At 54.4% G+C, this 24,152-nt stretch carries 22 protein-coding genes and 1 tRNA gene; 12 read left to right on the top strand and 11 right to left on the bottom strand.

Annotated elements, in window-relative coordinates; all coding sequences use genetic code 11:
• Positions 1 to 68: 68 nt before the first annotated feature.
• Together lysA and TGAM_RS06685 are read right to left on the bottom strand one after the other, a co-directional pair.
• Entirely contained in the window at positions 69 to 1,304 is a 1,236-nt protein-coding gene (lysA, locus tag TGAM_RS06690; protein ID WP_015858934.1) for a diaminopimelate decarboxylase, read from the bottom strand.
• Positions 1,305 to 1,490, bottom strand: a complete 186-nt coding sequence (locus tag TGAM_RS06685; RefSeq protein ID WP_048811229.1) for a hypothetical protein — start codon at positions 1,488 to 1,490, stop codon at positions 1,305 to 1,307. It lies immediately after the preceding gene.
• Positions 1,491 to 1,557: 67 nt separating this feature from the next.
• Between TGAM_RS06685 and cobB the strand changes: the two genes are divergently transcribed.
• Positions 1,558 to 2,346: an NAD-dependent protein deacetylase gene (gene cobB, locus TGAM_RS06680; RefSeq protein ID WP_015858933.1), complete on the top strand. Its 789-nt coding sequence runs from the start codon at positions 1,558 to 1,560 to the stop codon at positions 2,344 to 2,346.
• A gap of 54 nt (positions 2,347 to 2,400) precedes the next feature.
• Here cobB and TGAM_RS06675 read toward each other — a convergent pair whose 3' ends face one another.
• Positions 2,401 to 3,630 carry a phosphoglycerate kinase gene (locus tag TGAM_RS06675; protein WP_048811421.1) on the bottom strand — a complete coding sequence of 410 codons (1,230 nt, stop codon included), beginning with the start codon at positions 3,628 to 3,630 and terminating at the stop codon, positions 2,401 to 2,403.
• A 208-nt stretch (positions 3,631 to 3,838) separates the two neighbouring features.
• Here TGAM_RS06675 and TGAM_RS06670 point away from each other — a divergent pair, with 208 nt between their 5' ends.
• Positions 3,839 to 5,080 carry an HD domain-containing protein gene (locus TGAM_RS06670; protein WP_048811228.1) on the top strand — a complete coding sequence of 414 codons (1,242 nt, stop codon included), beginning with the start codon at positions 3,839 to 3,841 and terminating at the stop codon, positions 5,078 to 5,080.
• Here the strand turns inward: TGAM_RS06670 and TGAM_RS06665 are convergent.
• On the bottom strand, positions 5,077 to 6,030 hold the full coding sequence (locus TGAM_RS06665; RefSeq protein WP_015858930.1) for a transcriptional regulator: 954 nt from the start codon (positions 6,028 to 6,030) through the stop codon (positions 5,077 to 5,079). The two genes, TGAM_RS06670 and TGAM_RS06665, sit on opposite strands and share 4 nt — an antisense overlap.
• A gap of 46 nt (positions 6,031 to 6,076) precedes the next feature.
• Here TGAM_RS06665 and TGAM_RS06660 point away from each other — a divergent pair, with 46 nt between their 5' ends.
• From TGAM_RS06660 to TGAM_RS06645, 4 genes are read left to right on the top strand one after another with little or no spacing between them, the layout of a single operon-like run.
• The gene (locus TGAM_RS06660) at positions 6,077 to 6,610 is read left to right on the top strand and encodes a GNAT family N-acetyltransferase (RefSeq protein ID WP_015858929.1); all 534 of its coding nucleotides are present in this window, start codon (positions 6,077 to 6,079) and stop codon (positions 6,608 to 6,610) included.
• 2 nt (positions 6,611 to 6,612) lie between these two features.
• Entirely contained in the window at positions 6,613 to 8,061 is a 1,449-nt protein-coding gene (locus tag TGAM_RS06655; protein ID WP_048811227.1) for a potassium channel family protein, read from the top strand.
• 52 nt (positions 8,062 to 8,113) lie between these two features.
• Positions 8,114 to 9,244, top strand: a complete 1,131-nt coding sequence (locus TGAM_RS06650; RefSeq protein ID WP_048811420.1) for an ATP-NAD kinase family protein — start codon at positions 8,114 to 8,116, stop codon at positions 9,242 to 9,244.
• A gap of 46 nt (positions 9,245 to 9,290) precedes the next feature.
• Positions 9,291 to 10,190, top strand: coding sequence for a hypothetical protein (locus TGAM_RS06645; protein WP_015858926.1), 900 nt, complete (start codon positions 9,291 to 9,293; stop codon positions 10,188 to 10,190).
• Here TGAM_RS06645 and TGAM_RS06640 read toward each other — a convergent pair.
• Together TGAM_RS06640 and TGAM_RS06635 are read right to left on the bottom strand one after the other, a co-directional pair.
• On the bottom strand, positions 10,187 to 11,386 hold the full coding sequence (locus tag TGAM_RS06640) for a cysteine desulfurase (protein WP_015858925.1): 1,200 nt from the start codon (positions 11,384 to 11,386) through the stop codon (positions 10,187 to 10,189). The two genes, TGAM_RS06645 and TGAM_RS06640, sit on opposite strands and share 4 nt — an antisense overlap.
• Positions 11,383 to 11,676 carry a hypothetical protein gene (locus TGAM_RS06635; RefSeq protein ID WP_015858924.1) on the bottom strand — a complete coding sequence of 98 codons (294 nt, stop codon included), beginning with the start codon at positions 11,674 to 11,676 and terminating at the stop codon, positions 11,383 to 11,385. The genes TGAM_RS06640 and TGAM_RS06635 overlap by 4 nt, the downstream gene beginning before the upstream one ends.
• A 140-nt stretch (positions 11,677 to 11,816) precedes the next feature.
• On the opposite strand from TGAM_RS06635, the gene TGAM_RS06630 reads away from it, so the two are divergent.
• From TGAM_RS06630 to TGAM_RS06620, 3 genes are all read left to right on the top strand, one after another.
• A complete protein-coding gene (locus TGAM_RS06630) occupies positions 11,817 to 12,563 on the top strand; it encodes a cytochrome c biogenesis CcdA family protein (RefSeq protein ID WP_015858923.1) in 747 nt (248 codons plus the stop codon).
• A 57-nt stretch (positions 12,564 to 12,620) separates the two neighbouring features.
• Positions 12,621 to 12,728 (top strand) — tRNA-Met (locus TGAM_RS06625).
• A 198-nt stretch (positions 12,729 to 12,926) separates the two neighbouring features.
• Complete coding sequence (locus TGAM_RS06620; RefSeq protein WP_015858922.1) at positions 12,927 to 15,065, top strand: DNA topoisomerase I; 2,139 nt, start codon at positions 12,927 to 12,929, stop codon at positions 15,063 to 15,065.
• A gap of 2 nt (positions 15,066 to 15,067) precedes the next feature.
• Here TGAM_RS06620 and TGAM_RS06615 read toward each other — a convergent pair whose 3' ends face one another.
• Positions 15,068 to 15,445, bottom strand: a complete 378-nt coding sequence (locus tag TGAM_RS06615) for a hypothetical protein (protein ID WP_015858921.1) — start codon at positions 15,443 to 15,445, stop codon at positions 15,068 to 15,070.
• Positions 15,446 to 15,630: 185 nt separating this feature from the next.
• Here TGAM_RS06615 and TGAM_RS06610 point away from each other — a divergent pair, with 185 nt between their 5' ends.
• Positions 15,631 to 16,416 carry a hypothetical protein gene (locus tag TGAM_RS06610; protein ID WP_238516191.1) on the top strand — a complete coding sequence of 262 codons (786 nt, stop codon included), beginning with the start codon at positions 15,631 to 15,633 and terminating at the stop codon, positions 16,414 to 16,416.
• On the opposite strand, the gene TGAM_RS06605 is transcribed toward TGAM_RS06610, so the two are convergent.
• The 3 genes from TGAM_RS06605 to surR are packed head-to-tail and all read right to left on the bottom strand — an operon-like array spanning position 16,400 to position 18,472.
• Positions 16,400 to 17,587, bottom strand: coding sequence for a geranylgeranyl reductase family protein (locus TGAM_RS06605; RefSeq protein ID WP_015858919.1), 1,188 nt, complete (start codon positions 17,585 to 17,587; stop codon positions 16,400 to 16,402). The two genes, TGAM_RS06610 and TGAM_RS06605, sit on opposite strands and share 17 nt — an antisense overlap.
• Positions 17,584 to 17,787, bottom strand: a complete 204-nt coding sequence (locus TGAM_RS06600; RefSeq protein WP_015858918.1) for a DUF362 domain-containing protein — start codon at positions 17,785 to 17,787, stop codon at positions 17,584 to 17,586. Before TGAM_RS06600 ends, TGAM_RS06605 begins: the two co-directional genes overlap by 4 nt.
• Positions 17,771 to 18,472, bottom strand: coding sequence for a sulfur metabolism transcriptional regulator SurR (surR, locus tag TGAM_RS06595; protein ID WP_048811226.1), 702 nt, complete (start codon positions 18,470 to 18,472; stop codon positions 17,771 to 17,773). Before surR ends, TGAM_RS06600 begins: the two co-directional genes overlap by 17 nt.
• A 132-nt stretch (positions 18,473 to 18,604) precedes the next feature.
• On the opposite strand from surR, the gene pdo reads away from it, so the two are divergent.
• On the top strand, positions 18,605 to 19,285 hold the full coding sequence (gene pdo / locus TGAM_RS06590; RefSeq protein WP_015858916.1) for a protein disulfide oxidoreductase: 681 nt from the start codon (positions 18,605 to 18,607) through the stop codon (positions 19,283 to 19,285).
• A 68-nt stretch (positions 19,286 to 19,353) separates the two neighbouring features.
• Entirely contained in the window at positions 19,354 to 20,280 is a 927-nt protein-coding gene (locus TGAM_RS06585; protein WP_015858915.1) for a hypothetical protein, read from the top strand.
• Positions 20,281 to 20,366: 86 nt separating this feature from the next.
• Here TGAM_RS06585 and TGAM_RS06580 read toward each other — a convergent pair whose 3' ends face one another.
• Positions 20,367 to 24,005 carry a PEGA domain-containing protein gene (locus TGAM_RS06580; protein ID WP_238516190.1) on the bottom strand — a complete coding sequence of 1,213 codons (3,639 nt, stop codon included), beginning with the start codon at positions 24,003 to 24,005 and terminating at the stop codon, positions 20,367 to 20,369.
• Positions 24,006 to 24,152 lie beyond the last annotated feature (147 nt).

Raw genomic sequence — 24,152 nt, 5'->3', positions numbered from 1 at the left:
AATCTGAATGAAAATTCAAAAAACGTTCGAAGACTCTGGAAGTCTCCAAACAGGATAGGAAGAATTAATCAGAAAATCGAACGGGACCGGCCAACGACGACTTCTTTTCCCTTGGGGCGGAGGTTGTAGTTGTTGGCCATGACGTATCCGTAGGCCCCGGCGTTCAGTATGGCTATGTAGTCCCCTTCCTCTATCTTAGGCAGCTCCCTGTCTACCGCAAATATGTCTCCGCTCTCGCAGATGTTCCCGACAACGGTGGCGACCATCTTCTCCTCGCTGGAGACCCTGTTGCAGACCACAATTTCATGATAGTAGTTGTAGAGGGCGGGCGAGTTGAAGACGTTTAAACCAGCGTCAACACCCACGAAAATCCTCCCGTTCTTCTCCTCCACTGTGTTGACCTGGGCCACCAGAATGCCGGCGTCACTCACAAGGTAGGTTCCAGGCTCCACGATGACTTTGAGGTCGCCGAAGCCGTACTCCTCCATGTGCTCTTTAACCCGCTGAAAGAACTCGTAAACGGGGAACTCTTCCTCTTCGGCACTGTGGGGAACTCCGTAACCCCCTCCGAGGTCGATAACCTCAACGGATCCGCCGAAGCGAGCCTCTGCCTTTTCGGCCACCTTGAGGAGGTTGTCCAGTGCCTGGAAGTATCTGCCGATCTTCTCCCCAACCCAGTCCGAGCCAACGTGGTGGTGCAGGCAGTGAAGCTCGAAGCCCTTCTCCTCTATCAGATCAAAGGCCCGGTCAATGGCTTTTCCGGAGATTCCGAACTTGACGGGAATGCTCCCTGCCTCTAGCCCACCAGTTGTGGTCTTCTCAACCCTGCCGATCCCGACGCCGGTGTTTATCCTGAGGCCGACCTTTCGCCCTTCCTCGCCGTTGAAGCGTCTCAGAGAGGAGATGGAGTCGAAGTTTATGAGCACTTTCGTTTTGGCGAGGAATTCAAGGTCACCGTTGCTGAGGGATGTTCCCGTGAATATTATGTCATCGTCCTCGAAGCCGATCTCCCTTGCGAGCTTAACCTCACCCGGCGAGGTGGCATCTATTCCACCGCCGAGCTCCCTGATCAATCCGAGGACTTCCCTGTTGTTGTTCGCTTTCATCGCGTAGTGTATCCTCCATTCCCTGAACCCTGCTTTCTTGAGGGCATCAGTCATTCTGAGGTAGTTGTCCCGTATTCTGCCCAGGTTGTAGATGTAAACGGGCGTTCCGTGTTTTTCGGCGAGCTCAACGACGTCGTGCTCCCCGATGAAAAGCCTGTTACCAACAGTTCGCAGATGACCGGGTTTTTCCCACCACATTCATCCCACCTCCTCCTTACGTATGGACATTATGGTGATTGCTCCGATCGTCGTCAGGAGCATCGCCGAGAGAACGTAGTACGCGATGATGTTCTCCCTCAGGAACTCGTAGAAGGACGTTATGTGCAGCCCCAGAAGAATATGGATAATAGCCCCTTTTCCATTGGAGCCATCGGCGACACCCACTCGAATGCCATCTTAACGTTTAGAATTGGTCAGTTAAAAATTTAAGTTTTGCCTCCCAAAGGGGATCATGCTCTGCGAGGAAGCCGGAAGGATTTTGGCAAAGGCGAAGTTCGCCATAGCCTTCACCGGCGCGGGGATAAGCGCAGAAAGCGGCGTTCCCACTTTCAGGGACGCCAACGGGCTCTGGAGGAACTATAAACCTGAAGAACTGGCAACTCCCGAAGCTTTCAGGAGAAACCCCAAGCTGGTGTGGGAGTTCTACAAATGGAGAATGAGGCTCATAGCGAAGGCCAGACCGAACCGGGCCCATCTGGCCCTTGCGAGGCTCGAGAAGATGGGGATCATCAAAGCTGTAATAACTCAGAACGTTGATGACCTCCACCGTGAGGCGGGAACGGAAAACCTGATAGAGCTTCACGGCAACATCTTTCGGGTTCGCTGTACCTCCTGTGCCTACAGGGAAAACCTGAAGGAGAGCGGAAGACTCGAGGAGTTCCTGACCTCGGAGGATCTTCCGAGGTGTCCCCGGTGTGGATCCCTTCTAAGGCCGGACGTGGTGTGGTTCGGCGAGCCCCTTCCGCAGGATGCACTCGAGAGGGCCTTTGAGCTGGCCTCTAAGGCTGATGTCGTTCTCGTCATAGGCACGAGCGGGGTCGTTTATCCGGCCGCATACATCCCCTACGTCGTCAAGGAGCACGGGGGAAGGGTGATAGAGATAAACCCGAAGAGGAGCGGGATAACCCCGATAGCCGACGTTTTCATCCCCAAGCCGGCGGGTGAGGGAATGGAGGGAATACTTCGGGGCGTGGAGGCGTTTTTAGGTGGCAAGGGCTCCGACCATCAACGCCGGAAGTGATTGATTGGCCTCCGCTTTTGAACCTTCCAGAACGGGTGGCGGAAAGGCCATCTCTCAATTTCGGGCCTTGAAGAGCCGATAGCTCTCCTTCAGGGCCTCGATGACAGGTAGGCTCTCGCCGGCGAAGTAGCTCAGCATCGCTCCCCCTCCAGTCGAGACGTGGCTTATTCCGGTTATGTTGTACCGGTAGACGCTCGCTATCGAGTGACCGCCGCCTACAACGCTGAACGCTTTGCTCTCCCCTATCGCCCTGAAGACCCCCACCGTTCCGAGGGCGAACTCCTCACGCTCAAAAACTCCCATTGGGCCGTTGGCGACGATTGTTCCCGCCTTCAGGAGTATCTCGCGGTACTTCTCAACCGTCCTGGAGCCTATGTCGAGTATGGGATAGCGGTCGAAGAGTTCCTTCTCATCGCTTAGGAGATCGACCTCAACGCGCTCGCCGTTCACATCGACGGCAAAATCAACCGGTGTTCTGACGTAGGGATAGAACTCGTCGAGTATTCTCTCGGCCCGCTCCACAAGCTCGAGGAGGCCCTTTCTTTCGAGGAACATGATGTTGGCATCGCCGAGGTTGAAGCCCTTGGCGAGGGTGAAAACGTTAGCCACCAAACCCCCGGTCAGGATGAGGTCGGCCTTTCCCTTCCTCAGAACGTTCTCCGCAACCTTCAGAGAGTCATCGACCTTGGCTCCGCCGAGCACGTAAACCCTAGGCCTCTCACCGTGTTCGTAGGCCTTTTCTAAGGCCATGAGTTCCTTCTCCATGAGAAAGCCTGCAACCGTTGGCATGAGCCGGGCGAAGCCCACCAGGGAAGGCTGACTCCTGTGGGCAGCGGCGAAGGCGTCGTTCACAGCGTAGTCCAACAGGGGGGCGAGTTTTCTGACGAGGTGGGTTTTTTCACACTCCTCGAGCGGCTTGTAGAAGATCTCCTCAGCGGAGAAGCGGAGGTTTTCGAGCATTAGAACCTCGCCGGGCTTTAGGGATCTTATCCTCTCGCGCGCGAGCCGTCCGAAGATATCCTCAACGTACTCAACTCCAGTACCAAGGAGCCTTCCGAGTATTTCAGCGTGCTCCTCAGTCGTCACGTAGTCGCTCTTGTACGGTTTGCTCTGATGGGTGGCGACGACGACCTTGGCCCCGTCCTCGAGGAGCTTCCGCACGGTCGGAAGAACCGCCCGGAACCTCGCGTCGCTGATTATCCTTCCGTCCTTGAGCGGTGAGTTAAGATCGACCCGCAGGAACACCGTTTTGTTATAAAAGTTGAAGTCGGTGAGCCGGAATATGCCTTCCATTCCTCTTCCCCCGCTCGTATCTTGCCCTGCCGGTGTTAAAAAACGTTCCGCACACTGCGGGTGATAAACATCGGGAAGGTGGAACAGATGCACCTGGAGCGCGAGTACCGATGAATTTCGTCCTATTTTTCCCTTGATCTTTTGTCCTTCTGCGGAAAACTATTTTAAGTCCGTTGGCAACTGTTCCCGGGTGGTGTGCATGGCAAAGGTCATACACGACGCCATACATGGAAGTATGAAAATAGACGGTGTTGTCCTCGACGTTGTGAAAACCCCCGAGTTTCAGAGGCTCAGGCACATCAGGCAGCTCGGTCTCGCGTTTCTGGTCTATCCAGGCGCCAACCACTCCCGCTTTGAGCACTCCCTCGGGGCCTGGAACGTGGCCAAGAGGCTTTCTGCCGAGCTTGGCTTACCCCGGGACGAGGCCCTCCTCCTCGAAACGGCCGCCCTGCTCCACGACATCGGACACGGCCCCTTCAGTCACACGTTTGAGAGTATCTACAAGCACTACACGCAGGAATACGACCACATGCGTCTCGGCCAGCGGATAATCCTTGGCAAGATAGACATAACGGAGGGAAACGGTGGTGGGGAGATACCTGAGATACTGGAGAGGTGGGGCATCGATCCGAAGGCCGTCGCCGATCTAATCCTTGGAAAGCATGAGAGGAGGTACCTGGGTCAGGCCCTTCACGGCGATGTCGACGTCGATCAGATAGACTACCTCATCAGAGACGCCCACTACACCGGGGTTGCTCACGGGATAATAGATATGGAGAGACTGCTGAAGGTCCTGACGATCCACGACGGTGAGCTCGTCGTCGAGGAGAAGGGAGTTGAGGCGGTTGAGGGCATGATGGTAGCGCGCTCGCTCATGTACTCGCGCGTCTACTTCCACCACACAGTCAAGATAGCGGAGGGGATGCTGACCAGGGCCCTGGAGTTCGCCCTTGAGGAGGGGCACCTCTGGGACTTCTGGAAGATGATAGACTGCCGGGTTCTTGTTGAGCTGGAGGATCTCGAAGGCTTCCCATCGGAGATCGTGAAGAGGGTCAAATACAGGAACCTCTACAAGGCTGCCGTTCTGGCTGGGGCAGGGGAGCTCAGCTCGGAGGAGAAGAGGGAGCTTTTGGCAGCTTATCGCAACGTGAAGAAGAGACAAGAACTTGAAAGAAAGCTCGCGAGTGAGGTCGGGGCAAGGGAGGGAGAGGTCATCCTCGAGTTCAGCATCGCCGATCTGATGCTCAGCGAGCCGAGGCTTAAGGCGACCGAGATAAACGTGCTTATGGACAACGGCGAGCTTGAGCCCTTGACCAAGGTAACGCCCCTTGCCAACGCACTCAAGAGGCGGCAGACCCCCAGATGGGCCGTTCTCATAGCTTCACCCGAGGAATACGTGGAGAAGCTCCAGAAAGTCTGGAGGGACGTTCTCTTTTCCTAAATGCTCTTCCTTATCTCCCTCTTGAGGCCTTCGATGAGCTCTATGAGTTCGTCCACGTCCTTTATCTCCTTCAGGCTCTCTTTGGGGATCAGCGGAACCTCGGAAACGACCTCCATCTTTGACTTCTCCAGGACAAAGAGGCCGCCCGTGTTGATGATTCTCCCGACCTCAGCGACCATCTCAGCCCTCCTGACTGTCGAGCGCGTCTTCTTCTCGTCTATCCCCGTTAGAATCGTGACCTCGTCTTCCCTTGAAAGGGCGTTGAAGGGGGCCCTCTTCACCTTGACCACTCCCATGCCGAGCTCTTTGAGCTTCTCAAAGACCTCCTGCTCAAGGGGCGTTTCCGGCTCCGCTGGCTTCAGCTCGACGTCGACCTTTGCCCTTAGAACGTCGATCGGTTCGGCTATGGGCTCGTCAAAGAGCTCCTCCATCCGGAGCGCAACCTCCAGCGAAACCGCCTGCTCGTTCCGCTCGTAGTTCAGGAGGCTCTTCCTCGAAACCCCGAGGAGGGATGCCAGCTCCCCCACTGAGTAGCCGTGCTTCTCACGAAGCTTCTTCAGCAGTTCCCCGTTGATCCGAACGTAGAGGCCGCCGCGTTCCGCAAATATCGCCGGAAGTTCGCCCTCTATCAAAACCCGGTAGAGCGTCGCTGGATTGAGGGCGTATATCCCGAAGCGCTCGTAGATGACTCCCTCCTCTATCTCCGAGTTCTTGGTTCGCACACCCACTATCATCGGAGTCGCCTTGAAAAGCTTGGCCAGCCTCTTCAGGTCCTCCGCCTGTTCGGGCGTAACCGTGTCGATGTTGGTAACGACCTTTATGAAGAGGAGCGTGAAGAGTCCGCTCGCAACGAGGTCAAAACACCCTCCCCTAAGCTCGACCCTCGCGACCTTCAGGCCAGACCTTCGAAGTATCCTCGCGACGATGTCTATGAGTCTCTCCCTCTCCATCAAGTTTTAAATACGGGACGACCCTTTTAAGTTTAAGGTGCTTGCGATGAGGCCGACCATACTCGAGGGGAGGAAAGTCAGCCTCGCCGTCCCGATGAGAGAGGACGTTCACCTGCTGTGGAGGTGGTACAACGACAGGGCCGTCAGGAGATACCTCACGAAACCCCACGAGATCTTTTTCTTCGAGGACGAGATGGAGTGGTATGAGGCAATAAGGCGGGAAAAGGCGAGAGAGAAGGTCTTTGCCATCATAAAGAACGAGGAAAAGACGCTCCTCGGCCTCATCGGCCTCCATAACGTTGATCTCCACAGTGGAAACGCCGAGCTTGGTTACTTCCTCGGGCCGGAGCACTGGGGGAAGGGTTATGCGACCGAGGCCGTTTCTCTCGCGATCACATACGCCTTCGAGTGGCTCAACCTCAGAAAGCTCTACGCCCGTGTTTTCAGTTCAAACGTAGCCTCTGCCCGTGTTCTCGAAAAGAACGGATTCAGGCTCGTTGGCAGGCTGAGAAAACACCAGTACGTTCCGGGGGAAGGCTTCGTGGACGTCCTGATCTATGAACTCTTCAGGGGGGAGTAGCGCTGTGTGAGTACGTCTACAGCAACGGGAAAAAGTGCAGGCTAAAGCCGGTTGAGGGATCGAAGTACTGTCCCCTCCATATTCCCTACGATGAGGGCGAGCGACTTCTCGGTGAAGAGATAAAGCGGATCAAGGCCGAGAAGTTCGCGGAGAGACTCAAGGCCGGTCAGAGCTATTTTGAGGGAGTTTACCTGTACGACGTTACGATAAAGGACTTCACATCCGAGAGGGTGCTCGTCTTTAGAAACTCCCACATCAAGAACCTCATAGTGGACGGCTCTTCCATCAAGGGTCTCGTGGTGGTCGGTTCGACGATAGAGAGGGTCATTGTATTTGACACGAAACTGGAAGTTCTCCTGTTCAAGGACTCGAAGGTGTTCGGCCTCAACATACTCCGTGTTGATTTCAGCGGCCACATAGCCGTCCGCGATTCCGACGTTAAGTACCTCATGGTAAACTCCACCCGCTACGTTGGTGGGGGAGAAGGAGGAGAAGAGGCGGCATACGGGGAGAGAAAGGAGATCATAGGATTCATCGAGATATCGGGCCTCAAGAACGTGAGGAAGATCGGGATAAACACCCGCTACCCCCTCCTCAGGAAAATCCTCGAGGAGCACGGCGTCAGCGTATCCGAGGGGAAAGCCCGGATGGTCAGGGCGAGAGAGCTCGTTCTGAGGGACGTACGCTTCGACACAGCTCCGAGGTTCAAGAGGCAGGTCAGGCTCACCGTGAGGGGCTTCTCCGGAAGGTTAACCCTGGAAAACCTTGAGGTCTTCGGCCACGTCGAGATAAGGCAGAGCAGGCTCCTCTCGCCGGAGTTCGTTCACGTCCGCATCGAGAGCAACTTCATCCTGCGCAGATCAACGCTCGTGATATCGCCGACCTGGAACCTCACTGTCCTTCCAACTTTACTGTTGGAGCTCAACGTTGAGGGCTTCGTTATCGTGGAGGACTGTCAGTTCAACAGTCCCCACGCGGAGGAGGTCTTCTATCGCCTCGCCAGAACGAGCTGGGAGCGGAGCGGGGACTTTGAAAAGGCCGACGAGTACTACTACCTTGAGATGGTCGCCAAGAGGAAGATAAAGGCCTCTGCGAGGAGAAGGGGATGGAGGAAGCTTCTTAAAAAGATGGAGATACTCTTCGAATGGCTTTTCGCAGATTTGACATGCAAATACGGAACCGACTGGAAGAGGCCGATACTGATATGGCTGGCCGCGGTCAACGTTTTCTTCCCGATCCTATTTTTCCTGACGGGGAGCGTTCGGGGACTCTCAAGCAGTATGGGCTTCCTCGACTACGAGTACTTTAGCATAGTGACAGCGACGACCCTCGGTTATGGGGACTACCATCCGGTGGGCGTTGGGCGGGCAATAGCATCGCTCGAAGCGCTCTTCGGAATGTTCATGTGGGCGGTGTTCCTCACGGTCTTCGCGAGGAAGTACATGAGGTGAAACCTTTAAGCCCTCGCTCATAAATTCGACGGGGATAGGAATGAAAGAAAGGATGAGAATCGGGTTCATAGTCAACCCCATAGCGGGGATGGGCGGAAGGGTCGCCCTGAAGGGAACAGACGGCGTCGTGGAGGAAGCGATAAGGAGGGGTGCGAGGCCCATCGCGGAGGATTTCGCAAGGCTCTTCCTGCGGGAGCTGAGCGGCTATGAAGAGGCCGGGAAGCTTGAGTTTCTGACGGGGCCGGGCCCCCTTGGAGAAAACGTTTTGAGGGAATTTGAATTCCCCTTCGAGGTCATCAGGCACAGGGAAGTGGGCTACCGGGAGGTTCTTGGCGTAAGGATACCCGACACGACCCCGGAGGACACAAAGGAGCTCGCCCGCGAAATGCTGGGGAGGATTGAGCTGATTCTCTTTGCAGGCGGGGACGGAACAGCGAGGGACGTCTTCAGCGTCGTCGGAAAAAGGATTCCAATCCTCGGTATTCCGACTGGCGTTAAGATGTTCTCCGGGGTCTTTGCGGCATCCCCGGAGGATGCGGCTAGGCTGCTCGTTGAGTTCATCAGGGGAAACGCAGCGTTAATTGAGAGGGACGTGATGGACCTCGATGAGAACGCCTTCAGGCGCGATGAAGTAAGGCCAAAGCACTACGGAAAGGCCCTCACGCCCCACGTTGAGATGCTCCTCCAGGGGGCGAAGGAGCCCGCGAAAACTGACGAGGCCGAAGACGTCGACGCAACAATAGAGGCACTCGCCGAGGAGCTGGAAGATGGCGTCTACTTCTTGGGGGCAGGTTCAACCATAAAGAAGCTCAAGGACCGGCTGGGTATAGACGGAACGCTCCTCGGCGTTGACGTAGTCGAGATAAAGGACGGCAAGGCCCGGCTCCTCGTGAAGGATGCGGCCGAGAAGGATCTCCTCAAGTTTGCTGAGAGAAACCCGAAGATCATCGTCACCGTCATCGGGGGCCTTAACTTCCTATTCGGCAGGGGGAACCAGCAGTTCTCCGCGGAGGTTCTGAGGCACGTTCCAAAGGAGAACATAATAGTCATTGCAACTCCCTCCAAGGTCAAGGACGGCTTTGTGAGGGTCTACACCGGCGACAGGGAAGTTGATGAGAAGTTCAGGGGCTACATCAGGGTCAGGGTGGGTCCCTGGAGAGAGAGAATGGTCAAGGTAATCTAGCGGAAGCCGTTTATAGTTTGTTCACCAGGATGGATCGGTGGACTCCATGAGGTACAGTAGAATAGCCGTTAAGCTGTTTGAGAGGGAAGGTGAAGACGTCTTTTACGACCCCGCCTACCACGGCAGGACTCTGAAAGTATTCGGAATGGAGGCGTTCCCCGACAAAGCCCTTGGGTACCTGGCGGGGGAGTACCATAAGAAGGGATACTCAAGGATAATTTTTGACACGAAGGGAAGTTTTGATGGAGTGGGCTTCGATACTGTCCTCAAAATCCGGGATACACAGCCAAGCGGCCTCGACCCAGTAAAGATGGCCGAAAAGGGTTACTTTGACTTCTACACCGCCGCTACGATAGTACAGACCATTTACGGGCTTGACCGGGCACTCACCGAGACCCTCTACTCTGATATCCTGGCCGGGAAAGTTGAAAGCGTCCCGGAAGCGCTGAAGGCCGGTCAAAAGTACTCCGAGGTAATCGCGGAGAGCTACACGGCCATAGATCAGCTCCTCTACTCGGGCGAAGTGCCGGAACTCGGCCAAAACATCCTCGTGGACTTTGGGGACGCCCACAGCATAACCCTCGTCGGAAACGCTTTCCTGATACTCGCGGCCGCCGTTGAGAAGAGAAAGAAAGTCATGGTGGGCCTCAACGACGCAGCGGTTTTAACGTACACCACAGCAGGAGGCGCGGGACTTCCCCTCCTAACAAAGCCCGCCCTTAAGAGGGCAACCGTCATAGCCAGCGAATACGCCCCCGATTCCCTACTGAACATATCCGGTCCGGTTCTGCTTCTCTACCACGACCCGGATGTTCAGAGTATGATCTACGAGGCCAACGGCGTCCCCCCGGGTCCGATGAGGAGGCACGTTCTCAAAGGTCAGGGAGCGTTCATCTACCGCACACCCGAGACGATAAACGTGGAGCTGGGGGAGTTGCACATCTAACCCCTCAAACTTTTTACAAGCACCTCCATGACTCCAAGGAACGTCTCAACTTCCTCAAGGCTGTTGTAGACGTGGAACGAAGCCCTCACCGTCCCGTCTATCCCCAGCTTTTTCATAACTGGTAAGGCACAGTGGTGGCCCGAGCGAACCATTATATTGTTCTCATCCAGTATCGCCGCGACGTCGTGCGGGTGGAGCGGCGGGACGTTGAAGCTAACGACTCCAGCGTGCTTATCGAGGTTCCTCGGCCCGTACCAGGGGATTTCGAGCTCATCAAGTCCCTCGGTGGTTCTCTTAACGAGCTTCCTCTCCTGCCTCTCGATTTTGTCTATCCCAATCTTCTCTATGTACCTTATTCCCGCGGCGAGGCCTATCGCTCCCCCTATGTTCGGCGTTCCCGCTTCAAAGCGCTCCGGCGGCTCGGTCAGCTTGTAACCGTCGAGGGAAACGTCCTCAATCGTTCCACCTCCGATTAGCGGCGGCTCGAAGACGTCGAAGAACTCCTCGTTGATGTAGAGCACTCCAATTCCAGTCGGCCCCATCGGCCCCTTGTGGCCCGAGAAAGCTAAAAAGTCCGCATGGAGCTTTTTAACGTCTACCTCCATGTGGCCTACGCTCTGAGCGGCATCGACGACGAATATCGCCCCTTCCTCCTTCGCAATCCTTCCGAGTTCTTCGACCTCATGGATGACGCCAAGCGCGTTGGAGACGTGCTGGACCGCGACGAGCTTGGCTCCCTTAATCTTCTTTTCCGCATCGCTTAAATCGAGGTTGCCCTCGTCGTCCCCTTCGATGAACTCAAGCCTGAGATCGAGCTTTTTAGCTAATCTCTGCCAGGGGAGCAAATCCGAGTGGTGCTCGTAGGGAGTCGTTACTATCTTATCTCCGGGCCTGAAGATGCCCTCAAGGCCGAGAGCCACAAGGTTAAGGCTCTCGCTCGTGTTCTTGGTGAAAACCACCTCCTCGAACTTCGCGTTGATGAAGTCCGCAACCACCTTCCTGCTCTCCTCGTACCTGTGCGTCGCCATCTGGGAGAGTCTGTGAACACCTCTGTGGACGTTGGCGCGGTATCTGAGGTAGTACTCGTTCATCGCCTCCACAACAGGTTTGGGCGTGAGCGAAGTGGCCGTGTTGTCGAAATAAATCACCTCGCTCGTCAGCGGGATGTCCTTTCTTACATCTTCGGGAATCCTCACGCTACCACCTCCAGAACTCCAGCGCAGTCGTAAACAATCCTCGCGATTTCCTCACCCTTTTTGGCGTCCTCTAAGAGCTTGACAATTATCTTCCCGCTCGGGTAAACGCTCACCTCATAGCCCTCCATCTCAACGATGAGCATCATCCCGGGCAGGAGCTTCTTGACGGCGTAGCCCCTCTCCTTCAAACACTCGGCCGTTTTCTTCAGGTCGAGCTTTATCCTCCTCTCCCACGAGTAGGCCCCAATGACGACGCCCTTCATCGTGACGCAGGGTTTTGAGATGATCATGCTCCCACCGCTTGAGTCTCAGCCGGCCGGATTTTATGGGTTTCCTAAACCTTAGGTTGAAGATGCTAGCGTTCAAACTCCTGAGGTTGAGAACCATCGGTTTAGGAAAACCTAATATCGGCCCTTCCTTAGCTGGTATCATGCCGGCGGAAATCCTGCGCAGGGGGGAGTTCAAGTACCTGCTCCTGATAATCGTGCTGTCCTTCGGGATAAGTGCTGTCGTTCTTTCCCTGATAGGCATGGCATACTTTATACCGCAGTTCCTTTCTCTGGCTCTGACCGATTCCGTCAATCCGTGCACCTTCGCGGTGTACACCCTCTTCCTCATCGCGCTCTCGGTGAAGGGCGTGGATAAGAGGAGGCTCTACCTCGTCGGCCTATCCTTTGTCATCGCCGTCTACATCTCGTACTACACCCTTGGGCTGGGCCTGACGTTCATAGCCGGCAGGATTCCCCTCAGGTGGGCCGGCTACTTTGCGATAGCCTTTGGCATCTACACCATAGCAACTGGGATAGCAGAGCGCTCGAGGACCGGTGACAAGAGGGCCCTTCGCAGGAAGATGTTCTCCACAGATACGACCGTCATAGGGGCGCTTATACTGGGGATCAGTGTTTCCACGACCCTCCTCCCGTGCTCCGCCGGCCCCTACCTCGTCTACGCGGCCGTTATAGCTAGATCATCGACCGCGATGGTATTTCTCCTCCTCGCCCTCTACAACCTGATATTCGTCCTCCCCCTGCTCACGATACTGTTCGCGATGGGGAGCTTGAGGGAGAGCAAGGAGTTCTCGAGGGCGATGGTGAGGCATTCGGCGGAGCTTTCGGTTATCGCTGGGCTTTTGCTCATCGCGATAGGCATCTGGCTCCTCGGCATTTTCAAGCTTTAAGGCATCGAAAGATTTAAAAAGCTCTTCCGAAAGGTATAGGTCGAGCGCTCGGGCCGTGCCGGGGTAGCTTAGCCTGGTCAGAGCGCTCGGCTCATAGGGCCGCTCCCCTTCGGGGGAGCCTGAGAAACCGAGAGGTCCGGGGTTCAAAGCCCCGCCCCGGCACCACAGAAACTTTTCTGGCAAAAAGTTTGATCAAAATGTTAACTATTCAAGAGGCCATGCAATTCCGTACACTTTAAAACAGGCGGTTTTGTTGGAGTCTCTCATCCCTGACCTCGGGACGTTTCGTTTCACACATGAAAAACCTAAACCGGGTGTCAGTAGGATTTTTATATCCCCGATCCCACACACTCAGGATGCCTCATGGTCACGCTCATCATAGCCGAAAAGCCCAACGTCGCGAGAAAAATCGCCTACGCCTTGGCTGAGGGCAAGCCCGTCAGGAAGACGATAGGAAAGGTGAGTTACTACGAGTTCACCCGCGACGGGAAGAAGGTAATCGTCGCCCCTGCCGTCGGCCATCTCTTCTCCCTCGCCCCGAAAACCAAAACCTACGGCTACCCTGTCTTTGACATCGAATGGGTGCCGGTCTACGTCGCCGAAAAGGGCAAGAACTATGCGAAAGATTACATCAAGGCTTTGGCAACACTCGCCAAGCGCGCCGACGAGTTCATAGTCGCCTGCGACTACGACACCGAGGGCGAGGTCATCGGTTATACAGCTCTGAAATACGCCTGCGGTGTTGACCCATCAAAGGCCAAGCGCATGAAGTTCTCCGCTTTAACGAAAAAAGACCTCCTCAAAGCCTGGTACAACCTCGAGCCGACGATAAACTTCGGGATGGCCGATGCCGGAATAGCGCGCCACGTCCTCGACTGGTACTGGGGCGTGAACCTTTCAAGGGCCTTAACATCCGCAATAAAGCGCGCCAGCGGGAAGTGGATGGTTCTCTCCACTGGCAGGGTTCAGGGGCCAACCCTAAAGTTCCTAGTCGAGCGCGAGAAGGAAATCCAGAACTTCAAGCCGAAGCCCTACTGGGTCATCAAGATGATTCTTGAGAAAAACAACAGCCAGTACACGGCGACCTACGAGAAGGACAAGATATGGGACGAGGAAGAGGCGAAGAGAATAGTCAGCGAGGCCAAGAAGGGGCCGGCCTTCGTTGAGAAAGTTGAAGTAAAACAGCAGAAGAGGAACCCACCAGTGCCCTTCGACCTCGGAACGCTTCAGAGGGAGGCATATTCGGCCTTCGGCTACAGCCCGAAGAAGACTTTAGAGCTCGCACAGCGCCTGTATGAGCGCGGGCTCTCAAGCTATCCGAGGACAAGCTCACAGAAGCTCCCCAAGAACCTCAACTTCCGCTCCATACTGCAGAACATCGCGAAGTTGCCGGAGTACAAGCCCTTCGCCCACGAGCTCTTAGGCAAGGGAACGTTCAAGCCCGTCGAGGGCAAGAAGGAAGACCCGGCGCATCCGGCAATCTATCCCACCGGTGAGCTTCCAAAGCCTGGAGAGCTCACAAAGGATGAGCAAAACCTCTATGACCTAATAGTGAGGCGCTTTCTGGCGCTCTTCATGGAGCCGGCAGTAAGGGAGAGCATGAGGGTGATCATAAACTCCAACGGGCATCGCTTCATCCTGAGCGGTGCGAGAACCCTCAAGGAGGGCTGGCTGAAGGTCTATGGGAAATACGTCAAGTTCGACGAGGTAATCCTTCCCCAGTTCAAGGAAGGCGAGCCAGTCAAGGTTATCCAGATCAAGCGCGAGAAGAAGAAAACCAAGCCTCCCGCGAGGTATTCCCCGGCGGCAGTAATCAAGAAAATGGAAGATTTGGGCATCGGCACGAAGGCAACGCGCGCGCAAATCTTGGAAACTCTCTACCAGAGGGGCTACATCGAGGGCAAGAAGAAGATAAAAGTTACACCGCTGGGAATGCGCGTCGTTGAAGCCCTAGAAAAGAACGTCCCCGACATAGTCAGCGTTGAACTCACGAGGGCCTTCGAGGAAAAGATGGAGGAGATAATGGCCGGGAAGGCGAAGAGGGACGAGGTAATCGAGGAGAGCAAGGAGCAATTGATTAAAATCCTCAAGGTCTTCAAGGAGAAAGAACTGGACATTGGAAAGATGCTCCTTGAGACGACCTCGAAGGACTCCGTGAAAGTTGAAAAGAGCTCTGAGATCTCTGGGACTTCCTCAAGGTCAGGTGCCAGTAAGGGTGAGAACGCCAAGTCCTCCGAGTCTTCCAGGAAGCGCTTAGTCCTCGGCAAGTGCCCCAAGTGCGGCGGCGACTTGGTTCTCAAATACAACAGGAAAACCGGCAAGCGCTTCGTCGGCTGTTCCAACTGGCCGAAGTGCAACGTCACCTATCCAATCCTCCAGCGCGGAGAAGTGATTCCCACCGGAAAAACCTGCTGCAACGGCGCTCCAGTTGTGAAGATTCGCGAGAAAGGCAGGGAGTACGAGATTTGCCTCGACATGAACTGCAAGGAGTGGAAAAAATAAAATCACGGGACTGCTGAAATGGAGAGTCCAATGATTGCGCCCAAGACGAATGCAGTAATGATAACCACTACTATAGTCATTATCCACGCCAGGAAAGCCTTTAGCCACGTTGTGTTAAAGACAGCCTTTATGACCCAGATGTAACCTATTATGCCGAGCAACCAGCCTATAACTGGAACAATCGACAATATAGCCTCCAATATTCCACCGCCTAAAACGGCTATCATTGACTTGCCGATGGTTGCGTCTTCGATCCCGACTATCTTTGCTCCAAAGTACAGGAAGAGACCAGCTACAAACAGGGCTATCAGGAACACAATTATTCCAAGAACTCCAATAGCCCCTAGACCCAAGACTCCTGGAGTCATTCCAGCGGGCATCTTGACACCTCCAACTCCCCTTTGTCATGAAGCAGTATATATTCATACCTCATTTCTGGTTATTAAAGTTTCGGTGTTCGGAATTCGATAATTTTAAAGTTAAAAAGTCACCAGATGTAACTGTGGGGGTTGTTTCAGTGAATAGTAGTCTGAATAGCAAAGGACTTAAAGACTTAAAACACTTGGTGAATATTCTCGCCAGAGATGCCGGTGAAACCTTAAGGAGGCTAAAGGAAAGGATAGAAAACCAGAGCATTGACTCGCTCTTTTTGCTGGACGTCCAGTCTACTTTCGTTTTGGGCCTATCCGATCTAAGCCTCTACTCCTTTGCACTGGAGCTTGACGATCTTGTCGAAGACTCCTACACTACTTTTGTCAGGGGCTACAAAGTTCTCCGGAAAAACGGTCTTCTCATCAATGTTCCTGAGCTGGGTCTGCAGCTTGGCTATCTCAGAGACTTAAACTTGAGTAGGGGCTTTTCCCTCGACAGGCGCTTTTCCCTCCTCGGGGAGCCACTGGAAATACAGGTATGGGTCAACAGGATAATCAAACTAAGGAATGCCCTTCATGGAGATTTTCCACGGGATCCCTTTAGAGAGCTTGGATACGGTGTTGAAAGTGGAGACAGACGATTCCCTGTTTTTCTCGTTGCACTCCGGAGACTGTACACTATGAGTCCCCCCGAAATTGAGAGTCTTTCCAGGCTCGTCCATCTGGAAATCTTGGAGGGCTTACTTCCTAGGCCACTTCCTTGTAGAGATGGATGGTGTGAGGTGATAGAATGCCTGAAGAACAGTGAGGGCTTTACAGTAGTTGAGGACAATGGTGACACCGTCTTACTTTACAGACTTGAAGGCGAGAGGAGGCTTAACTTCCCGTGGGGCAGTATCAAAATGGGCAAGCCCGCTGAGATCGTGGTGTTCTCAAGAAAAATGGGGAAGGGAATCAGGTGCATTAGAGAAGGCTTTTAAGAAGGCTCAGCCTTCTCTTGCTCATGAGGACCTTCGGATGCTTGAGGAGGGCTTTTATGACCTCTCCGTAGTCTCCGCCGGCTATCTTCTCCGCATCTGCTCCGCTGAGAACCTGTATGAAGAGGTCGAGGTCTTCATCCGTGAGCTTCTCGGTAACGCGCCTGACCTTTAGAACCTTTTCAAGCCTCTTTCCGTCGGTCTCCCACCACTCCTTGGTGTAGTTCTGGAGCAGGGAGAGGTTCTCCTCTTCGAGGGCCTTGACTATCCACTTGCTCGCTATCGTTCCCGCTTCCATCGCCTCCGCCATTCCGCCGCCGTGCATCGGGTTGACCTGCCTTGCTGCATCGCCGACGACGAGGACGTTGTTCTTGACGAGCTCCTTGACGAAGCCTCCAACCGGGACGACTCCGACGTTTATTTCGAGGAGCTTCTTAGCTGGTATGTTGTTCTCCTTCAGCCACTTGTCGAGGTAGTACTTGGCCGTCTGCGGGTTGTCGGAGTTAATTCCAATTCCCACGTTGGCCCTGTCCTCGTCCTTCGGGAAGACCCAGACGTAACCGCGAGGTGCTATCTCGTTGCCGAACCAGAGGTGGATTAAATCGGGGTCGAATCCCTCGATGAGCATCTCATATTCGTAGCTCGAATCGAACTCATGCGGTGGGGCGTAGGTGTTTATGCCGGCTTTCCTCGCTATCGTGCTCTCAACGCCGTCAGCCGCGACGATAACGTCGGCGTAAATCTCAATCGGCTCGTCCTCGTGCTTGGCCTTGATTCCAACGACCTTTCCATCTTTCCTTATGACGTCTAAGGCCTCAGTTCTCGCGAGAACGTCGGCTCCAGCTTTGGCGGCGTAGTAGGCGAGCATCTTGTCGAAGACCTTCCTCTCGAGGATAACACCGCTGACGTCCTTGTACCTCATCTCAAGCTCGTAACCGCTCGGGGAGTAGAGTTTTGCTCCGTAAATCTCGCGGTTGATGAAGCGCTTGTCGTAGGGAATGTCGTACTTCTCAAAGACCTTTATGCTTATGCCCTCGGCGCACTGCTTTGGAGTGCCTATCGCCCACTTTTTATCAATGAGCAGGACAGAAAAACCTGCCCTGGCAACGTTTCTGGCGACTATGGGCCCTGCTATTCCTGCCCCAACGACGACGACATCGTACTTCCAGCTCATGCTTTCACCTCCAGGGGCTCGGCGCTCAGCGCTCCAACCGGACAGGCGTTGATGCATATCCTGCAACTTATGCACTTGTCCTGCAGAAACTCCCAGCCGCTCGAGTGCACCTCTATCGCCAACGTCGGGCAGACCCCGGCGCAACCACCGCAGAGATAACAGCGGTCTTCGTTAACAACGATTTTAATCTTCTCCGGCATCGCCTTCACCGCCGAGCTTTGCCTTCAGCCTTTCGTCATCTATCGTTATAACGCCGTCTTTTATTCTTAACGGAACGAACCTGTCCAGCTCGCTCGCCTTCTGAAGCACCTCCCTCTCCTTGAGGTTGAGCCTGTCGCTGAGCTCGTCAACGGTGGCCGAGCCGTTGAGGAGAACGTAGTGGAGGATTGCCAGCTGGGTCATGTCACCGATTTCCTTGAGGTATGTCTCTTTGATCATCGCCATGAGCCTGTTCCGCTGGCTCTCTATCGCCTGGAGCTCCCTGAGGACTTCCTCAAGCTTTTTGCTTAAGTCCCTGAAGGTTAGAACCATCCCCCCGAGGTTTTTAAGCTCCTCCGGGAGCTCTATTGGGACTTCCGATCCCTCGCCCAGGTCGAGCCCACGGTACCAGAAGATGTTGGGGGTAATCGTGACGACGTACGTCTTGGCGATGTTTATGTTGTAGTACTTCCTCGCGGGCCCTATGAAGGGTCCCTCCCGCTCGTAGGATTTTAAGATTCCCTCGCGCTCCATTATTTTAAGGTGCTTGGCAACGGCAGTTGAGGAAACGCTGACCTTGCTGCTCAGAAAGCTGAAGTAGCACTCGGTGCACGTGAGGTGGCTCAGCAAGTCGCGCCTCACCTTGTTCCCGAGGATATAAAACAAGTCCGGCTCTTTCTCAGGCATGCCCAACACCACCCAAACCTGTGACGTAAAGCTTATATAGTGATCATTCAACCTAAGGTTGCAAACCTGGGGATTTTCACCCGGAGAAAATGGTTCGCGAGGATTATAAACCTTTAGATGGAGGTGTGATAGATGGGACTGATTAGCGATGCCGATAAGAAGATCATAAAGGAGGAGTTCTTCTCCAAAATGACGAACCCCGTCAAGATCATTGGTTTCACCGGAAAGGAGCACTGCCAGTACTGCGACCAGCTCAAGCAGCTCGTCCAGGAGTTAAGCGAGCTCACCGACAAGCTCACCTACGAGTTCTACGACTTCGACACCGAAGAAGGCAGGAAGGTAGCCGAGCAGTACCGGATTGACCGCGCTCCGGCCGTTACGATAACCCACGACGGAAAGGACGTCGGCGTTAGGTTCTTTGGCCTTCCGGCCGGCCATGAGTTCAGCGCTTTCCTTGAGGACATAGTCGACGTCAGCAACATGACCACCGACCTCATGCCCGAGAGCAAGGAGGCACTTGCGAAGATTGACAGGGACGTCAGGATACTCGTCTTCGTAACGCCAACCTGCCCCTACTGTCCGCTGGCAGTTAGAATGGCCCACAAGTTTGCCATCGAAAACACCAACGCCGGCAAGGGCAGGATACTCGGCGACATGGTCGAGGCGATTGAATACCCCGAGTGGGCCGACCAGTACAGCGTCATGGCCGTTCCGAAGATAGTCATCCAGGTGGACGGAGAGGACAAGGTTCAGTTCGAGGGAGCTTACCCCGAGAAGATGTTCATGGAGAAGCTCCTCGCGGCTCTGGAGTGAGTTCTTTTTCCCCTTTTCGGTTTCGATAAAGTTATTAACCCCTCCGCTCCACCCACTCTGGGATGACGATGGATTTGGAGATCGGAGGAGTCCCCTTCTCTATAACCGGGGAACTCGACGATGGGTTCCCGGAAGGTCTGAGAAGTCTCTTTGCACGGAGGTACCTCCCTGACGTTAGAGAGACCAATGGGGGGGAGCGCGTTCTCATAGAACGCTTTAAGGGGGAGCGCTTCAGGGTTTTCAGTGCTGTTTACGATCATCTCGGGCGGGACGAGTACAAAATAGAATCCGGCGTCCCCTCTGCGTACGGAAACGAGGCCCCGGTTTTCTTCACCCTGCAGGCCGCGGCGAGGGCCGGGGCCAAGGAGGGCAGGATCTTCGTCACTGACTCTGTGGGCGTTGTCTCCCCCTCCGGACGGGCGGTTCTCTTCGTGGGCTACCCGCACACGGGGAAAAGTACGATGTCAGTACTGGCACTGGCCAGCGGTCTTCCCGTTTTAAGCACCGAAAACACCGTCGTCGAGGTCAGGGGGGACAGCTTGTACATAGTCGGAGGTACCGACGTTCTTGTCTACGATCCCAGAGTGGAGGGCATTTACGGCATCAAGGTTCCTTACGATACGAAGACTAAAAGCGGGTACAGGATCAAGGATCTGTCCTCCAACAGGGGGCGTCTAAAACTCCTCCGAAAGGGTGTTGAGATCAACATGATTATCGTTCTCCACGCCGCCTTCAACTGCATGGAGGCGAGCTTCTCCAAGATAAGCGGGAGAAAGGTGAGAAAAACACTCTGGTACTTCTCAACGGCCCTCATAAAGGGGCTAGACTACTACGAGCCGATGCCCCTCCACGTTCCAGTGAGCGATGAAATAAACCGCAACCTCTGGGATTTCCTCCAGACGGCGTCCAAGGGCTATTCCGACAGGATGTTCGAGGCCTTCGGCAACCACGGGGCAGTCTTCGACAGGGTCATGGAGATGGCGGAGTCCACTTAATCTTACCCAATTGCAGAATTGCATGTTAATGTTTTTATGTAATTGTGGAAGAATGGGGTGGAAGTTGAAAAAAGTTGAGGAGGGGCTCAGCGCCTCCTCCTTGCGAGTACGGGCAACAGTACGAGCAGTACGAGCCAGGCAGGCCCGCAAATGCCGCCACCACTCTTTGAGCTGCTGCTCGTGCCGGTGTTTTCTGTAGTCGAGCTCGTTTCTCCAGTCTTGGAGGTGGTTGTGGTCGTTGAGGTCGTCGAGTGTTCCCTGTGCGTGGTGGAAGAGGTCGTGGTCCTGACGACGGAAGTCGTTGAAGTCTGAACCTTCTCGAGGGCTACACTGAGTTCCCTGCTCTCCCCGGGTTTCAGTGTGATGGTCAGGCTCTTCTCATTGTAACCCTCCTTTCTAATGGTGATCGAGTATTTGCCGGGCTTGAGCGTGAGTTCGACCGGAATCTTGCCCTTAAGTGTTCCGTTGATGTAGACTTCGGCTCCCTCAGGGGTTCCTGTTATCTTGAGTTTCGCCTTCATTTCCCCTGGAACGTACAGGGCAAGTGGTACGAAGTAGTGGAGGTTGTGGGCGGCCCCGTTGCCGGCGCTGACGCCGAAGTAGGCCGTTTCGGAGCCAAGCAACGCCGGAATGTCTACGTTCACCTGGGTGTAGTTCCTGCCGTCAACTTCGAGGGTCAGAGTCTTGGTCTTTGGATCCCAGTAGATGGTCATTTTGTGTTCCTTACCGTCCGCGAAGCTGACGTCAGCGAGCTTCCTTTCTCCTCCGGGAGTAACGAGGTAGATTTCCCTGTTTAACTCCCAGAGCTTGAACCCAACGGCCCTGCTTATGCCGCGGAAACCACAATCGCTTCCATATCCTCCGATGGCTTTGGGACCCAGAGACTGGAAGCCGACCGCGATTCCGTCACCTCCACTCTGCCTTCCAGCGTAGAACATCAAGATCGCCTTGAATGGCCTAGAGAGGTTCACCTGGTATTTGAACCAAGCAGCTCCTCTCTTGGAGGCCTGATCGGGTGTAAGAACTATTACACCTGTAGAGTTGTCAAAGTACGCATCTCCAACAAGCTGCCAGGGCATTATCTTCTTCTCCAGATCCGAGAGGACCCTCATGGCCTCGCTGAACTTCCACTCCCTCATGAGCTCTTTGGCCCGGGCTATTCCGGCGTTGAACTCATCCTCACTGATCTCCCCGATCTTTGAGGCTTTGTAGAGGCTCTGGAGGCCCGTTATCCTCTCCTCCACCATGAGGGTCATGTTGAGTACTTCCCTGAGTTTTGTCTCGAGCGATGCGGCAACGCGGCACGCCTCCACGTATCTGCCCTCTTTTCTGAGCTCCTCTATTGAGCTTATCTTCTCGTCCATTGAAGACACCGAGACCCCGTGTTCCCTCAGCTGCTCCTTGAGCTTGTTGATCTCCCGGATCATCTCCGCGATCTTCTGCTCGCTCATATTGAGCGCAAGGTTGTGGGCGGATTCGGAGTAGTTAAGGGCTGAGACCACGTCCCCCTCAAACGCCGCCTTCTTAATGGCCTGTACCAGCGCATCAAGTGCTATCGAGGAGATGTTCATCTGCTGGACAATAAGGGTGTCCTTGAGGTTCTCCTTTATCTCTGGAAGAGTCCTTCTAACCAGTTGAGTTCTGAAGGTGTAATAGTCCTGGAGCACCTTCCGGTAGTTTTCTTCCTTTAGAGCGGTTTCCATATCGCTGACAATAGGGGCGAGCTCGATGGTATCCCGCCCGAGTCCACTCAAAGTGGAGAGCATTGTCTTTGCCTTTTCAGGCACGGCGGCGAGCATGAACTCATCGGCCGGCACGAAGTAGTGAAGGTTTGTTCTTCCACCCGTTGCCGCGGTAACTCCAAAGTACACCTTTGCGGATCCGAACTTTGCGTTCAGATCGATAGTTCTGCTGGCATAGACGTGGCCGTCGACCTCAAGGGTGAGGCTCTTCGTTGTCGGGTTCCATGAAAGCTTGAGCACGTGCTCCTTCCCGTCGGCGAAGGAAACTCCCCCGGTAACGTCTTCCTCGTTTCCATCGTCCACGAAGGTTACCTTTTCTTTGTACTCCCAGAGCTTGAACCCAACGGCCGGGGTGATGCCCTTGAAACCGCAGTCGCCTCCACTCCCTCCAAGGGCGTCAAGTCCTCTGGCTTGAAAGCCAACCGCAATTCCATCCGCTCCTCCTTTGTGTCCGGCGTAGAATATTATGGTTGCCGTGAAGGGCCGGGAGAGGTCAACTGGCTTATCGAACCAGGCCGCACCCCTCCTTCCCCACTCGTCGGGGGTGAGAATTATGACCCCTTTCCTCGGATCGATTCTTGTGTTCCCCACAAAGCTCCATCCTGGAAGTGCTTCGCCTTGAAGCCCTACCACGAGTCCCGTCTCCCTATCAAGTATGAAAGTCTTCCCGATGTCTTCAAGCGTTAGGTTGACTGTGGCGTTTCCGTAGTCAATCTCCTGCTTGTAGCTGCTGTCCACGAGGTAGAGCATTTCAATTTTGAGCATCTTATCACTCCAGGCTGAGACGTTTAAGGATGCTCTCAGAGAGTCGCCAGCAAGGCTGGAGAGGTACTCTTCTATGATAACGTATCCCTTGTGATCATACCACTTGAGCTTAGGTTTGTGCACCTCATGAATTCCCCACCAATAGGAGTGTAAGTACAGATCCAGATACTCCAACTCCCAGAATCCACCAGCGAGAGGAGTTGTGAAGGTCTTCCCGACGTCAGCGGAGCTGATAGTGAGGTTGTATCCGTCGACGAAAGTCAGGGTGAGCTTTTCGGACGAGTCGAACCAGAGGGGCTTTACCTCCAGTGTCGTCATGTTGAGGTACTTTATCCAAAGGCCGACTGTGTAGCCCGAAGAGGTCTTGTTTATTCCGATTATATACTCCCGCGAGGTGTGGTTGAAGAGGATTACCGTGTAGGAGAGCTTTTCGTTGCCGAGCTTTATTCCAAGGTGGTAGATCGGCAGAACGTTTATCAGGCAGGAGTCATGCTCTATCTTCTTTGGGCTTGAGAGCGGGACGGGCGGTTTGACGTAGGGATAGGTTTTCTTGATCTCCCTGTACAGGAGGGAGCTCTTGCACGTCCAGCCGTAAACGTCCGGATAGTCTCCCCAGTACACACCGGTAATGACGTCCTTGATCGTCTTGTCGTTGAGGTACTTGAAGAGCCACTCCACCTGCTTGGCCTTTCCGATCTTTTTGTACTCGCTTATCACCTCACTCTTCCTGTACTCTGCGATCTTCTTCAGGTTGACCCCATTGTAGCTTCCGACTTTCTCGAGGAGCCAGTAGGTCACGACCTCAGTGGCGAGTTCGGTTTTGAATTCGCCCTTCTTCAACGTAAGGTTGAAGTGCCACAGGGGATCTGCGCCGTTTCCGGGCAGGTTGGGGATGGAGAGGTTGACCAGCCCGTAGGCGACCAGGTAGAAGCCCCTGCCCCCAATGATACCGTGGTAGGACTTCGTGAACTCGTCGGCCCCAACTTTCACGACTTTTGCGTTGGGATCTATTTCAAACCCTGAGCCTGGAGTTACCTCGACGGTGCCCTGGAGATCCCTGTCGGTAAGCTCGCGGAACGCGCTTTTAAGGGCATCCACGTATCCCTGAATGGATGTGTTTGAAGCTTCGGCTGGGTGCTCCAGAGGAGCAGTGCTCACCAGCACCAGAACCCCAATCAGGATTGCAATATGCCAAGTTGTTTTCCTATTCTGTTTCACAGTGTTCACCTCCAGTCCATTACGTCCTGTTCTCGAAAGTTACTGTTAAAAATTTTTTCTGTCCCATTGTATTATATTGAACTGAAAATTTAAGGTGCATTGAAACTTTAAAGAATATCGCAGGATGGAAATGAATTTTTATTGAGG

The organism is Thermococcus gammatolerans EJ3, from assembly GCF_000022365.1.
GTDB classification, from domain to species: domain Archaea; phylum Methanobacteriota_B; class Thermococci; order Thermococcales; family Thermococcaceae; genus Thermococcus; species Thermococcus gammatolerans.
This window is presented reverse-complemented; position numbering and strand designations above follow the sequence as displayed.

Bases quoted from the DNA above. Each gene is read 5' to 3' on its own strand.
- lysA (WP_015858934.1), bottom strand. From the start codon at position 1,304: ATGTGGTGGGAAAAACCCGGTCATCTGCGAACTGTTGGTAACAGGCTT.
- cobB (WP_015858933.1), top strand. From the start codon at position 1,558: ATGCTCTGCGAGGAAGCCGGAAGGATTTTGGCAAAGGCGAAGTTCGCC.
- TGAM_RS06670 (WP_048811228.1), top strand. From the start codon at position 3,839: ATGGCAAAGGTCATACACGACGCCATACATGGAAGTATGAAAATAGAC.
- TGAM_RS06665 (WP_015858930.1), bottom strand. From the start codon at position 6,030: ATGGAGAGGGAGAGACTCATAGACATCGTCGCGAGGATACTTCGAAGG.
- TGAM_RS06660 (WP_015858929.1), top strand. From the start codon at position 6,077: ATGAGGCCGACCATACTCGAGGGGAGGAAAGTCAGCCTCGCCGTCCCG.
- TGAM_RS06650 (WP_048811420.1), top strand. From the start codon at position 8,114: ATGAGAATCGGGTTCATAGTCAACCCCATAGCGGGGATGGGCGGAAGG.
- TGAM_RS06645 (WP_015858926.1), top strand. From the start codon at position 9,291: ATGAGGTACAGTAGAATAGCCGTTAAGCTGTTTGAGAGGGAAGGTGAA.
- TGAM_RS06635 (WP_015858924.1), bottom strand. From the start codon at position 11,676: ATGATCATCTCAAAACCCTGCGTCACGATGAAGGGCGTCGTCATTGGG.
- TGAM_RS06630 (WP_015858923.1), top strand. From the start codon at position 11,817: ATGCCGGCGGAAATCCTGCGCAGGGGGGAGTTCAAGTACCTGCTCCTG.
- TGAM_RS06620 (WP_015858922.1), top strand. From the start codon at position 12,927: ATGGTCACGCTCATCATAGCCGAAAAGCCCAACGTCGCGAGAAAAATC.
- TGAM_RS06615 (WP_015858921.1), bottom strand. From the start codon at position 15,445: ATGCCCGCTGGAATGACTCCAGGAGTCTTGGGTCTAGGGGCTATTGGA.
- TGAM_RS06605 (WP_015858919.1), bottom strand. From the start codon at position 17,587: ATGAGCTGGAAGTACGATGTCGTCGTCGTTGGGGCAGGAATAGCAGGG.
- TGAM_RS06600 (WP_015858918.1), bottom strand. From the start codon at position 17,787: ATGCCGGAGAAGATTAAAATCGTTGTTAACGAAGACCGCTGTTATCTC.
- surR (WP_048811226.1), bottom strand. From the start codon at position 18,472: ATGCCTGAGAAAGAGCCGGACTTGTTTTATATCCTCGGGAACAAGGTG.
- pdo (WP_015858916.1), top strand. From the start codon at position 18,605: ATGGGACTGATTAGCGATGCCGATAAGAAGATCATAAAGGAGGAGTTC.
- TGAM_RS06585 (WP_015858915.1), top strand. From the start codon at position 19,354: ATGGATTTGGAGATCGGAGGAGTCCCCTTCTCTATAACCGGGGAACTC.